This window comes from Stenotrophomonas sp. 107298_Sma (assembly GCF_056480345.1).
In genome coordinates, this window is record NZ_CM151094.1 from 4,440,205 (window position 1) to 4,453,839 (window position 13,635).

A 13,635-nucleotide genomic window follows, 5' to 3' on the forward strand; every position below is an offset into this window, starting at 1 on the left:
GCCCGGCGTTGTGTTCAAAACAGTCCAGCATGACTCGACTCTACAGAGAGCGGATCAATACCTGCCGTCGAACGCAAAGATCGGCTTACGCTGCTTCCACGCACCGGCAGTGAAATCCGGGAACTCCAGCGTCTGGAAACTGTTGGCAATCGACTGCTCGCTCAACGGGGTAATCGCACTCCACGTCACCGCGTCGTAGATATCGATCGGCATCGGCGCCTTGGCCTTCAGCGCTTCCACGAACGCATGGATCACGAACCAGTCCATGCCACCATGCCCTGCACTCGCAGCAGTGTCGGCATTCTGCTTCCACAGCGGATGTTCGTACTGGTCCTGGTACTTCTTGAACTCTTCCCACTGGTGCGGCGGGCTGCGGCCTTCGATGTGGATCGAATGGTTCACATCCATCCACAGGCCCTTGGTGCCCTGCACGCGGAAGCCCATCGAGTACGGGCGTGGCAGCGAGGTGTCGTGCTGCAGCAGGATGGTCTCGCCGTTCTCGCAGGCCAGCGTGGTGGTCACGATGTCGCCCAGCTTGAACTTCACCTTGGTGCTGGGGTGGGTGGTGCCGCCACTCTTGGCCACCGTGTATTCATGCAGGCCGCGCGCCTTGGTCGCGAAGGCGTTGATGTGGGTGAAGCGGTTACCACGGTTGATGCCGGTATACATCGCGCACGGGCCGATGCCGTGGCTGGGGTACAACTCGCCGTTGCGCTCCACCGAATGCTCGGTGCGCCAGCGAGCTTCGCTCCAGCCCTTGGGGCCGAATTCCACGCCGCTGTCGTAGGGCTGGTTCGGGTCGCCGGAATTGAACTTCACGCCGCGCAGGTCGTGCTGGTAGCCAGCCTGCAGGTGCACCAGTTCGCCGAACAGGCCCTGGCGCACCATCTGCAGCGCGGCCATCACGTCGCGGCGGTAGCAGACGTTCTCCAGCAGCATGTACGGGGTGCCGGTGCTCAGCTGGGTCTTCAACACGTCCCAGTGATCCTGCAGGGTGATGCCGGCCACCACTTCGCAGCCCACGGCCACGCCGGCCTGCATCGCGGCAATCGCCATCGGCGCGTGGTACTCCCACGGCGTGGCGATGATCACGCCATCGATGCCCTTCTGTTCCAGCAGGCGCTTCCAGGCGTTGGTGTCGCGGTCCTGGCCGTAGGTCTTCGGGGCCGGTTTGCCGGCCTTGCTGACCATCTCCACGGCGCGGCCGAGCATGATCGGCTCGATATCGCAGACGGCGACAACCTCGACGTCTTCGCGGCGCACCAGTTCCTTCAGCAGCACCAGGCCACGCATGCCGGTACCGATCATGGCCAGGCGCACCTTGCGCCCGCGTGCCCAGGCCGGGGTCTGCGGCAGCAGGCTGCTGGCGGCGACAGCGGCGCTGGCCGCGATGAATTCCCTACGCTTCATGGCAAACATCTCTCCTCTTGGCAGCGTGCCGGCCGAAGCCGGCACGCCAGATCACGCAAACGGAATTACTTGAACCGGTAACCGACAGTCACACTGTAACCACGACCGAAGATGGTCGCGTAGTCACTGGAGTCACCCAGGAAGCTGTTCGGGTCGTAGAACGGCAGGCGGTTGAACAGGTTCTTGACCGTGAAGCTCAGGTTCCACGCATCATCCGGGCGCCAGGTGACGCTCATGTTGGCGGTCCACCATGACGGTGCACCATCACACTTGCTCTTCTGCAGGGCCAGGTAGCCGCCGGTGCAGGTTTCCTTGTTGTTGCTCTTTTCGTCGACCTGGTCGGTAGCCCACTTGGTGCCACCCACGTAGTTGACGAACATGCTGGTGGTGACCTGCTTGTAGGTCCAGTCGGCATTGAGCGTGGCACGCAGGCGCGGGTTGTTGTAATAGCCCACCACATCGCCGTAGTACCAGCCGCTCGCTTCATCCATGTAGAAGCGGTTGCGGTTGGCGATGGTGGCAGCCAGACCGATGTTCAGGTTGCCCCAGTCACCCAGCGAGAAGCGGCTGCGCGCGTCGATGTCGAAGCCGTCGATCAGCGTCTTGCCACGGTTCTTGTACTGGCCCACCACGCTGGCCACGTTGCCGGCGGAGTAGCTTGGCAGCGTCGAGGGACAGTTCACGCCACTGGCCGGGTCGGCACACATCGCCGCCAGCTGCGCCAGGTTGGCACGGTCGCTGTCGGTGATCGGCGAACGCGACGAGGAGATGATGTCTTCCATGCGGCGGTAGTCAGGCGCAACGATTTCATTGTCGCGGTAGATGAACCAGTAGTCGGCCGACACCGACAGCCAGGTTGCCGGCTCGTAGACGAAACCAAGGGTAGCGATCTTCGCCTTCTCCGGCTTCAGGTCCTTGTTCGGCTGGGTCATGCGTGCCACGGTGCGGCTGCAATCGACGTTCAGCAGGTTCTTGCCGAGATCCACGTCACCCGGGCGCTGCGACCTCAGCAGCAGGTTGGCGATGGCGTTGGTCTCGTTGCAGCGCAGCTCGTCACGGTAGCCGCCCAGCTGCGCGAACACGCCGCCGTTGCCGGACTCGGCCAGGCTCGGTGCACGGAAGCCGGTGGAGTAGGTGCCGCGCAGCATCAGCTGATCGAACGCCTGGTACTTGAAGCCGATCTTCGGCGCGATGTTGGCGCTGAAGTTCGGGTACTTGTCCACGCGCACCGCCGCATCCAGTTCCAGCTTGTCGGTGATCGGCGCCACGGTCTCGGCGAACAGCGCGTAGGTGTTGCGCTTGCCATCGAACCAGGAACCACCCTGCTGGGTGATCAGGCCGTTGGCCGCATCGGCGTTGCCCGGGGTATAGAAGGTCTCACGGCTGGCGTTGAAGCCAAACGCGGCGCGCATCTCACCGGCCGGCAGCTGGAACAGCGGGCCTTCGATCTTGCCGTCCAGGGTATGCAGGCGCGTCCACGACTGGATGTCGAAGGTCGGGAACGCTTCACGGATCAATGCAGCGTTGGCTTCGCTGATCTCGCCGAACTTGTACGCCGGGTGGTCGGAGATGATCACGCGGCCGGTACCCGGATCGATCGTGTACGGACCGAAGGCCTTCTCGAAGCCCTTGGTATTGACGTTGATCGTCTGATAGGTGGTGGAGTGGGTACCCGCGCTGGCGAACGCGGTCTCCCAGTTCCAGTCACCCCTGCTGCCGCGCGCACCGGCCAGCACGCGGTAGCTCTTGTCGGTGTTGCGCTGGCCGAAGTAGTTGGCGCCGGCATCCTGCAGCAGGTAGTTCAGGCCGACCACTCCGCCCATCATCGCCTTCATTTCAGGGCTTGCGTGGTTGTACTCGTTGTTCGGGCCCAGGAACGGGTACAGGAACTGGTTGACGTTGTTGCCGGTGTTGCGCGAGAACCAGCTGGTCGGGTTGCCGGTGGTAGTGCCGTAGGTGCGCGGCGTGCCGCCATTGGCGCGCAGGTCGATGTCGGTGTAGGTCGCCTCGGCGAAGATCTCGGTGCTCTCACCCACCAGGAAGGTGCCGTTGAGGTAGGCGGTGTTGCGCTCGGACTTGGCGCCGGCATCGATCTCGTTGTTCATCCAGGTTTCCCAGACGCAACGCGGACCGGCCGCTTCACTGGTCAGCACGTTCTTGCAGCCCGGTGCGGCTTCCTGCACGCGGCGGCCGGTGACCGGATCGAAGGCGAAGTAGCTGCCCGGGTTGAACTCGCCCGGCCTGCTGCCCGCGCCCAGGCGCAGGTTGTTGAGATAGTTCGGATTGTTGACGTAGTACTGGTCGGGCCGCTTGTCGTAGAAATCGCTGAGCGGAATCGCATCGCGGCGGTACATGTTCACCGCGCCGTAGATGTTGAAGCGGTTCTCGGTCAGGTCGCCGAAGCCAGCGGTGATGCTGGCCTGGCGCTCGCCGTAGGAGTCAATGCGCGAGGAGGTATCGTTGGTGAAGCTGACCTCGGCACCCTGGAAGTTACGCTTGGTGATCACGTTGATCACGCCGGCCACCGCGTCGGTGCCGTACACGGCCGAAGCGCCGTCGGTCAGCACTTCCATGCGCTCGATGGCCGCAGCCGGGATCGCATCGATGTTGACGAACTGGGTCTGGAAGCCCGCCGGCGCACCGTAGTACGACAGGCGGCGACCATTCAGCAGCACCAGCGTGCCCTGTGCACCTAGGCCGCGCAGATTGGCCTGCGAAGCACCGTCGGAACCAGTGAACAGTGAGCGCGCATCCTGCTGCGCTGGCCGCGCGGCCGGCAGGTTGTCGAGCACCTGCAGCAGCGTGCGCGCACCCATGTTCTGGATGTCCTGCTTGCTGATCACCTGCACCGGCGAGGCGGTTTCAACGTCGGTACGGCGGATGTTGGAACCGGTGACCTCGATGCGGGCCAGGTCGGTAGCCTTGTCCTTGCTCTCCTGAGCAACGGCAGGAACGGCGACCGAGAGCAGTGCGCCGGCAATGGCCAGCGTCAGCGGGGCGATGGAACGACAGGGGGGGCGGTGGTGGCGTGCGGGCAACATCGGGGTTCTCTCCTGGCAGGGGTGCGGCGCGAAAGGTGAGCGCGTGGGCGTTCGGCGGGCAAAACGCTCCCGGGCCACGGCCATGAGGGCCGCAGTCGGAATGGGCGGGGGGAGGAGCGGTGTTACGAGGGGGTCATGGGGCGACGAGGCTGGCGGAGTCGCCCTCCTGGCCGATCAGCACGGCATTGGCCCAGTTGGCACAGACCTGGGCGGGTTGGCTGCCCTGCGCACCCAGCGTGCGCAGGCTCAGAGTGGAAAGGCCACGGATGTCCAGCTCCGGTTTGACCACGCCGGGAGCCTTCACCAGGCCACTGTCGTACAGCAGGCGGTTGTCACCCCAGACCTGGAACTGCAGGCCACCGGCAGTGCGGCAGGCGTCGTCGATGCCGAGGTCGGCTCGCAGCAGGTGCCAGCCGCCCTGCAGGCGCAGGTCGATGCGGCTGTTGGCGCCGACACCCAGGCCACGGCGGAACTGCAGGCCGTTCATGCGCATGCCGGCGTCGCCACGGAACGATTGGTCGGTGCGCAGCTGGCTGGCCAGCGCGGCCGGCACCGGCAGCTCGGAGAGATAGCGCTGCCGGGCCGGTCGCTCCGGTTCCTGGTGTTCGAGGATGTGGAAGGTGGACAGCGCAATCGGGCCGACGTCGCGCGGTTGCAGCGCGTCGAAGGCACGCGCACTGCCCTGTGCAGCGGTCACCATCGGATCGGTGCTGGAGGCACCGTCACCTTCAGGGTTCTGCACGCTCAGCACACGGAAACGCAGCAGGCGGCCGGCGTGGGCCGGGAAGTCGATGCGCTGCATGCCTTCCTTCAGCTGCAGGTGGCCGCGGGCAATCGGTTCACCCCACTCGCCGTTGCTGTCGCCCAGGTACACCTCGTAGTCGCGCACCTGGCCGTGCTTCCAGTTCTTGTCGTTGCGCGGCGCGATGTCGATGCCATCGATCATCTTCCGTTCGCCGAAACCGATCACCCACTCATGGGCACCGGTGCGCACGGCCTGGTTGCGCACGCTGCGGAACCAGGTGGCCGGATCATCATCGAAGGCATTTTCCAGCGCATGGCCGGGTTCTTCGGCCGGGCGGTTGACCACCAACAGGCTGTCGGCCGGCAGTTCGCGGCCCAGCACCGGTGCGGCCGGATAGGCATCGTCGGCGGCCGCTGCGGTGACGGCGAAGTCCAGCTGCAGCTGCAGCGGCTGGCGGATGTCCTGCGCCGCGGTGCGTACATGCAGGGTGCCGCGACGCTCCTTGGCATCGAAGTACCAACCCTCGCTGGCGCTGTTGAATGCGGTCGCGTCGGCCAGCGCCGGCAGCGCGCGGCCAGCGGCCTGCACCGCACGCGGCGCCTGCCGGCTGAGCACGCGCAGGCCATAGCGGCGCTGTGCCAGCTGGCCGTTGTACTGGCCCTGTACCGCATCGATCTGCACCTGCACCGGGCCACTGCCCTGTGCCGGCGCCTGCACACGGATCCGCTGCGTGCTCGATTCGCCCTGCTGGTAGCGGCGGGTGTTGCCGTCATCTTCGTACAGCGTGTACTGCGAATCACCCTGCGGGTACAGGTCGAAGGTCACTTCATCGAGCGGTTTCTCGCCGTCGAACAGCATCGACGGGTACATCGGCAGGATCGCACCGGCACGCACGAACACCGGCAGGGTGGCCAGGTCCACCTGGCGGTCCAGCTGGCGGCCATCGGCGGCGGCCTGCACGCGGCGGCCATCCCAGTAGTCGATCCAGCCGCCGGCGGGCAGGTGGATGTCGCGGCGCCAGCCACGGCTGGCGGCCTGGCTGCGGTACACCGGTGCAACCAGCAGGTCGCGGCCGAGCAGGAACTGGTACTTGTAGGTTTCATCCTGCGCGTGCGGATCGCGCGGGTTGTCCCACATCAGGCCACGCACCGGCGGTGCACCGGTCTGCGCTGCCTCATGCACCAGCCCATACATGTACGGGGTCAGGCGCATCTTCAACTTCAGGTAATCGCGGTTGATGCTGCGGTAGGGCTCGTCGTACCACCACGGGTGCTTGCGCGCATTCGACGACCAGCCACTCATGCCCATCAGCACCGGGGTGAACGCCTTCCACTGCAGGTCGCGGGTGAAGGTCTCGGCGCTGCCGCCGAAGATCGCGTCCACATCGCCACTGGCGTAGGCCATGCCGGACAGGCCCGAACCCACCAGGGTCGGCACATGCCAGCGGATGTAGTCCCAGCTGCTGCTCTGGTCGCCGGTCCACGCCACGGCATAGCGCTGGATGCCGGCCCAGCCCATTACCGTCCACAGGAACGGGCGCGAATCGGAATTGTCGAGGATGCCGTTGAAGGCCTGGCGGTTGGCATCCATCGCGAACTGGTAGCCCTTGCCGGTCCAGGCCACGTCCAGTTTCTGCACGCGGCTGCCTGCCTTGCCTACTTCCCAGGCGATCTTGTCGACGCCGTTTTCGGTCCACAGGCCGGTGCGGAAACCGTACCCGGCCAGCCCCTTCACCGTCTCCGGCAACTGCTTGTAGCCGCAGCCATAGCCATCGTTGGGCAGGATCCAGCCGCCGGGCATGTCATTGGCGCGATACTGCTTGGCTACGCTGTCGATCACATCGGGGGTGGTGCCGGTCGGGCCGTCGCTCCAGCCCTCGGGCACGGTGCCGGGCTTCTTGCTGTTGTCGCCGTCGTTGTAGCAATCGGCATCGCCGTAGGACAGCGCCCAGCGCGCGACCATGTTCGGGCGGCCGGTCAGCTGGGTGTAGCGCTCGATCAGCTTCGGCAGATCGGCGCCAACGAAGTAGTACGCATCGAAGCGGTCTTCGCGATGCAGCAGGGTGGCCTGGTCGCTCTGCCGCAGGTCGTAGCTGCCATCGCTCCACGTATTGCGCAGCATGCCCCAGCCACGGCTGCTCAGCAGCATCGGTGCCGGGCTGGGGCGGTCGCCCTCTTCCCAACCGCCGGAATAGGACACTTCCAGCTCGCGGCCCTTGAACTGGTAACGGCCGTTCTGCTGGCCGCCACCGTAATAGCCTTCATCGGCCTGCGAGGACAGCACCTGCACGCTCTGCGCCGCATCCAGATCCAGCGGTTGCAGTTCCTGCCAGAGCGCGGTGGGCTGGCCGTTGTCCAGGCGCTCCAGGCGCAGGCGCAACGGCTGCCGCTGCACATGCAGCACCAGTGCATCGGTGCGCACGCGGATCTCCTGCGCGTCTTCTTCCAGCTGTGCCTGCACGTTGGCCTTGGGCTGTGGCAGCACGATCGGCGCGGCCTTGTCGCCGGCACCGGTCAGCTTGCCGTTGCGGCCGGCCTGCACGCGGATGATGTCGGTGGCCGGCAGTTCAATGCGGATGCGCGTGCCGTTGTCGGTCTGCAGGTCCCAGCCATTTACACCGTCGGTGCTGGCACTGGCGCTGACCGAGCGCAGGTTGCCGACCGGTGCGGCCTGGGCCGACAGGGACGCCGACAGCAGTGCCGGCAACAGGGCCAGCAGCAGTGGCGAACGACGAACGCAGATTTCCACACGGACTCCCAACCCGTTCACCGGGCGTTTCGAAAGCGGTTGGGCCGACTCTAGGGCAGCGATTCGAAAGATGTCAACAAATTGAAAGAAAAAAGGAAGATATATTCCATTGAAACGAAAGTTGTTGCGTTGCAATACTTTGTGTAAGCGCTTGCAGCTGCCTGTTAAGCATTGTGCGATACGGCATTCGGTCCTTCCTTTCGTTTTTCTGGGCACCTCGCGGTGGCAAAAGTCACTCCGCCATTTTCTTTCTTTTTAATTTCGATGTTTGACATTTCGAAAGAAAACGCAGATGGTGCGCTGGCCCAACTGGAACCTCCGAATGGACGTCACCCTGCTTTCCGATGTGTCCGCCTGGCAGCGCCGCGGCGGAGCCGATACCGCTACCGAAATCGCCCAGCAGCCTGCGCTGTGGGAAGCCCTCGCACAGGACCTGTCGCGTGCCCGCGACCGCCTGCAGGCCTTCCTTGGCGACAGCCTCAACGATCCCAACCAGCGCGTGCTGTTCACCGGCGCCGGCAGCTCAGGCTTCATCGCCGAAATGGTGGCCGATGCGATAAATGCGCAATGGCCGGCCGAGGTGCGCGTGGTGCACACCACCAGCCTGCTGACCCACCCGGCGCTGTACCTGCAGCGCGACCGCCCGACCCTGCTGGTCTCGTTCGGCCGCAGCGGCTCCAGCCCGGAGAGCGTGGCGGCGGTGGACCGCGTGCGTAGCGACGTGGATGACGCGCGCTTCCTCGACATCACCTGCAACGCCGATGGCGAACTGGCCCGTCGTGGCGCCGGCCGTGCCGATACCTGCACCCTGCTGATGCCGTCGGCCAGCTGCGACCGTGCCTTCGCCATGACCAGCAGCCTGACCTGCATGCTGCTGGCCGCGCTGACCGTGTTTGATCGTTCGCCGTGGGATGCGCGTATCGCGCGTCTGAAACAGATTGCCGTGCTGGCCCGCGAAGGCCAGGCACAGTGGGATGCACCGGTGGCGGCGCTGGCGCAGCGCCCGTTCAACCGCATCATCTACCTCGGCAGCGGCCCGCTGGAAGCGCTGGCACGCGAGTGCGCGCTGAAGGTGCTGGAACTGACCGCCGGCCGCGTGCTGGCGCTGGCCAACACGCCGCTGGGCTTCCGTCATGGCCCGAAGTCGACGCTGGATGGCAACACCCTGGTGGTGGTGCTGCGCAGCGTGCAGCCGCTGGCGCGCCGCTACGAACAGGACCTGCTGGAAGAACTGCGCCGCGATGGCGTGGCCGGCCAGGTACTGGCAATCGGCCCGCATTCGGATATCGGCGCCGATGACGAATACACCCTTACCGTACCGGCACTGGATGATCCGTGGCTGGCGCCGGTGTGGCTGGGCTTTGCGCAGCTGTTCGCGCTGCAGCGCTCGGCTGCGCTCGGGCTGACCCCCGACAATCCGTTCCCGGACGGCACCGTCAACCGCGTCGTCAAGGGCGTCACCATCCACCATGGCTGAGCTGATCGCCCACGCCTGCTACGGCATCGACATCGGCGGCACCAAGATCGAGCTGGTGGTGTGCGATGCGGCGATGCAGGTCAGCTGGCGCCGCCGCGTGGCCACCCCGCAGGGTGACTACGACGGTTTCCTGCAGGCGGTGGTGGAACTGGTGGTCGAGGCCGATGCGGCGCTGGGCCGCAGTGACGCGGCCATCGGCATTGCGCTGCCCGGCGTGCGCGACCGCCGCAGCGGCCGCCAGCTCAGCGCGAACGTTCCCGCGCTGACCGGCCACAGCGTGGCGGCTGATCTGCAGGCACGCCTGCAGCGCCCGCTGCATTTCGGCAACGACCTGCAGTGTTTTGCGCTCTCAGAGGCGCATGGTGGCGCCGCCGATGGCTACCCCAGCATGTTCGGCGCCATCCTCGGCACCGGTGCCGGTGGCGGCTTCTGCCTGCAGGGCCGCCTGTTGTCCGGCTTCAACGGCCTGGCCGGCGAATGGGGCCACTGGAGCGTGCCGGGCCACCTGCTGCAGCGCCACGGCCTGCCGCTGATCGACTGCGCCTGCGGCCTGCAGGGCTGCGTGGAGCGCTACGTGTCCGGTAGTGGCGTGGCAATGATCGAACGCCACCTCGGTGGCAGCGCCGCCGACGCCAGCGCAGTGATCGCACTGGCCGAAGCCGGCGATGCCCGCGCACGCAAGGCGCTGGACATCCATCGCGACCTGCTCGGCCACAGCCTGGCCGCGCTGGTGCTGGCGCTGGACCCGCACGTGATCGTGCTCGGCGGTGGTCTTTCGCAGTATGCGCCGCTGTACCAGCAGTTGCCTGCGGCCATCGCCGCGCATCTGTTCAACGGCGTACAGGTACCGCCCATCGTGCCGCCACGCTTCGGCGATGCCGGTGGCGCACGTGGTGCTGCCCTGCTCGCCTGCCAACCCTCGTTTTCCTGATGTCCGGAGCTTGACCATGTCCCCGTTGCAGACCCTGCTTGCTTCCCACCGCGCCGGCCATAACGTCGGCCTGTACAGCGTCTGCTGCAGCAACGAGCAGGTGCTGCGCGCGGCCATGCACGTGGCGCTGGCGCATGGCACCGTGCTGCTGATCGAGGCCACCTCCAACCAGGTCGACCAGTTCGGCGGCTACACCGGCATGACCCCGCCGCAGTACCGCGATTACGTCGGCACGCTGGCCGATGAAGAAGGCTTCCCGCGCGAACGGCTGATCCTGGGCGGCGACCACCTTGGTCCGAATGCCTGGCAGAAGCGCCCGGCCGCCGAAGCAATGACCCACGCGCGCGTGCTGATCGAAGCCTACGTCGCGGCCGGCTTCCACAAGATCCACCTGGACTGCAGCATGTCCTGCGCCGATGACCCGGTGCCGTTGCCGGACGCCATCGTCGCTGCGCGGTCGGCCGAGCTGGCCGAGATCGCCGAGCGCACCGCCGCCGAACACGGCCTGCCGCCGCCGGTCTATGTCATCGGCACCGAAGTGCCGATTCCCGGTGGCGAAGCCTCGCTGGCCGGTGGCCTGCAGGTCACCACCCCGGCCGCCGCCGCGCAGACCCTGGCCATCCACCAGCAGGCGTTCGACACGCCGCAGCTGCGCGATGCGTGGCAGCGCGTGATCGCGATGGTGGTGCAGCCGGGCGTGGACTTCGACCACAGCAGCGTGCACGAGTACGACGCGGCCGCCGCCAGCACGCTGGCTGATTTCCTGGAACAGCAACCGCGCATCGTGTTCGAGGCGCACTCCACCGATTACCAGCGCGAGAGTGGCCTGCACGCGCTGGTGCGCGACCACTTCGCCATCCTCAAGGTCGGCCCGGCGGCGACCTTCGCCTACCGCGAAGCGCTGTTCGCGCTGGCCGCGATCGAAGCCGAGCTGCTGCCGGCCGCGCAGTGCTCGCGCCTGCCGCAGGTACTGGACGAGGTGATGCTGGCGCAGCCGAAATACTGGCAGTCCTACTACCAGGGTGATGACGCCGCGCTGCGCCTGCTGCGCAGCTATTCCTTCAGCGACCGCTGTCGCTACTACTGGGGCGAGCCGGCGCTGCTACAAGCGGTGCAGACCCTGTTCGCCAACCTGGAGCAGCACGCGCCACCGCTGGTGCTGCTCAGCCAGTACCTGCCGGAGCAGTACCGCGCCGTGCGCGAGGGAACCCTGGCCAACACGCCCACCGCGCTGGTGCAGCACCGTATCGGCCTGTGCCTGGGCGAATACGCCCGCGCCTGCAGCGCCAACCAGGCCGGTACCCGCGCGCAGAACGCAGGTTCGGCTGCCGCCGTTCTTGCGAACGGCTAATCTCCACCTTTTCCCGCGAAACCGAGAATGGCCATGCGCAACACCCGCTCCCGCCGGCAACAGATCCTGCAGCTGCTGATCGAGCACGGCTCGGTGCAGGTGGCCGATCTGGTCGAGCGCTTTGGCGTGTCGGCGGTGACCATCCGTGCCGACCTGACCCACTTCGAGTCGCAGGGCCTGGCCAACCGCACCCACGGCGGTGCCACCCTGGTGCGCACGCCGCCGCAGGAACAGGACATCCACGAGAAGGACGCGCTGAACCTGCCGCTGAAGGAATCGATCGGTGCGCGCGCCGCGCGCCTGGTGCAGCCCGGCGACAACATCATCATCGACTCCGGCTCGACAACGATGACCCTGGCCCGCCACCTGCGCGCGCATCGCGATGTAACGGTGATGACCAACGGCCTGAACATCGCTTGGGAACTGGCCAATGCGGCGGGCATTACCGTACTGCTGACCGGTGGTCTGCTGCGCCAGCAGTCGCTGTCGCTGCAGGGCAGCCAGGCCGAAGCCAGCCTCAACTCGTACAGCTTCGACACCCTGTTCCTGGGCGTGGATGGCCTGGACCTGCAGTTCGGTCTGACCACCCACGACGAGGCAGAAGCCCGCCTCAACCACCGCATGGTCGAGCGCGCACGCCGCATCGTGGTGCTGACCGACGCCTCCAAGTTCGGCCGCGTCAGCCTGCACCGCATCGCTCTGCTGGATCAGATCCACGCCATCATCACCGACGCCGGCATCGACGATGCGACCCGTGAGGGGCTGCAGCGGCTGGGCATCGAAGTGATCATCGCCGAGCCCACCGCATGACCGACACCCGCACCCTGCATGGCCGCATCCTCACCCCGCTGGGCTGGCGACGCGGCCACGTCCACTTCGATTCGCAGGTGCGCCAGCTGCAGGTGGACGACCACAGCGGTGCCGATGATCTGCAGCTACCGGTGATCCTGCCCGGCTTCATCGACCTGCATGTGCATGGCGCCGCCGGCGTGGACCTGATGCAGGGCGGCGACGTGGCGCGCACCATCGCCCGCACCCATCTGCGCTTCGGTACCACCACGCTGCTGGCGACCACCATGACCGCCGGGCTGGACGAGATCGAGCACGCACTGCAGGGTGTTGCCGCCACCATGGCAGCGCCCGACGCCGAAGCCGCCTGCATTGCCGGCGTGCATCTGGAAGGTCCGTTCATCAGCCCGCAGCGTCTTGGCGCGCAGCCGAACCGCACGATCGAGGCGACGCTGGCACTGGTGCAGCAGCTGCATGCGCTGGCACCGATCCGGGTGATGACGCTGGCTCCGGAGATCGGCGAGCACACCGCGTTGATTCCCGCGCTTTCGGCAATGGGCATCCGCGTGCAGCTTGGTCACAGTGCTGGCACCTACGAGGAAGGCGTGGCCGCGCTGCAGGCCGGTGCCTCCGGCTTCACCCATCTGTTCAACGGCATGACCGGCGTCGATCACTATCGCCCCGGCATTGCGGCGGCGGCGCTGGCACATGCGCAGTACGCCGAGATCATTCCCGACCTGCAGCACATTCACCCCGGCGTAATCCGCCTGGCCGCGCGCGCGATTCCGCGCCTGTACGCGGTGACCGACGCCACCGCCGCCACCGGCATGCCCGATGGCGAGTACGCCTTGGGCGAACAGCGCGTGCACAAGTGCGGCGGCTGCGTGCGCCTGGCGACCGGTTCGCTGGCCGGCAGCGCACTGACCATGGACCAGGCGCTGCGCAATCTGGTGCAAGTGGGCCTGGACCTGGCCGATGCCTCGCAACGTGTTTCCACCTTCCCCGCCGCGTATCTCGGCCTGGACGATCGCGGACGCATTGCGCCCGACGCCCGCGCCGACCTGGTGGTGCTGGATGCCGAACTGCGCCTGCAGCAAGTGGTGGTGGGCGGGCGCGTGGTCGATTTGAACTGACACAGGCCAT

8 protein-coding genes are annotated in these 13,635 nt (G+C 66.5%); 5 read left to right on the top strand and 3 right to left on the bottom strand.

Annotated features, from left to right (window positions below; genetic code table 11):
- Window positions 1-54: 54 nt before the first annotated feature.
- The 3 genes from ACZK2G_RS20550 to ACZK2G_RS20560 form a co-directional block, all read right to left on the bottom strand.
- Window positions 55-1,410, bottom strand: coding sequence for a Gfo/Idh/MocA family protein (locus ACZK2G_RS20550; protein WP_478474242.1), 1,356 nt, complete (start codon window positions 1,408-1,410; stop codon window positions 55-57).
- Window positions 1,411-1,475: 65 nt separating this feature from the next.
- Window positions 1,476-4,451, bottom strand: a complete 2,976-nt coding sequence (locus tag ACZK2G_RS20555) for a TonB-dependent receptor domain-containing protein (protein WP_478474244.1) — start codon at window positions 4,449-4,451, stop codon at window positions 1,476-1,478.
- A 133-nt stretch (window positions 4,452-4,584) separates the two neighbouring features.
- Window positions 4,585-7,944, bottom strand: coding sequence for a TIM-barrel domain-containing protein (locus tag ACZK2G_RS20560; protein ID WP_478474246.1), 3,360 nt, complete (start codon window positions 7,942-7,944; stop codon window positions 4,585-4,587).
- Window positions 7,945-8,266: 322 nt separating this feature from the next.
- On the opposite strand from ACZK2G_RS20560, the gene ACZK2G_RS20565 reads away from it, so the two are divergent.
- The 5 genes from ACZK2G_RS20565 to nagA are packed head-to-tail and all read left to right on the top strand — an operon-like array spanning window position 8,267 to window position 13,625.
- Window positions 8,267-9,421 (top strand): SIS domain-containing protein, encoded by a 1,155-nt coding sequence (locus ACZK2G_RS20565; protein ID WP_337302336.1) that lies wholly within the window; start codon window positions 8,267-8,269, stop codon window positions 9,419-9,421.
- On the top strand, window positions 9,414-10,352 hold the full coding sequence (locus tag ACZK2G_RS20570; RefSeq protein WP_164157788.1) for an ROK family protein: 939 nt from the start codon (window positions 9,414-9,416) through the stop codon (window positions 10,350-10,352). The genes ACZK2G_RS20565 and ACZK2G_RS20570 overlap by 8 nt, the downstream gene beginning before the upstream one ends.
- A gap of 16 nt (window positions 10,353-10,368) precedes the next feature.
- A complete protein-coding gene (locus ACZK2G_RS20575; protein WP_478474249.1) occupies window positions 10,369-11,703 on the top strand; it encodes a D-tagatose-bisphosphate aldolase, class II, non-catalytic subunit in 1,335 nt (444 codons plus the stop codon).
- A 33-nt stretch (window positions 11,704-11,736) separates the two neighbouring features.
- Complete coding sequence (locus tag ACZK2G_RS20580) at window positions 11,737-12,513, top strand: DeoR family transcriptional regulator (RefSeq protein WP_014038836.1); 777 nt, start codon at window positions 11,737-11,739, stop codon at window positions 12,511-12,513.
- On the top strand, window positions 12,510-13,625 hold the full coding sequence (gene nagA / locus ACZK2G_RS20585) for an N-acetylglucosamine-6-phosphate deacetylase (RefSeq protein ID WP_253078392.1): 1,116 nt from the start codon (window positions 12,510-12,512) through the stop codon (window positions 13,623-13,625). The genes ACZK2G_RS20580 and nagA overlap by 4 nt, the downstream gene beginning before the upstream one ends.
- The last annotated feature ends 10 nt before the right edge of the window (window positions 13,626-13,635 follow it).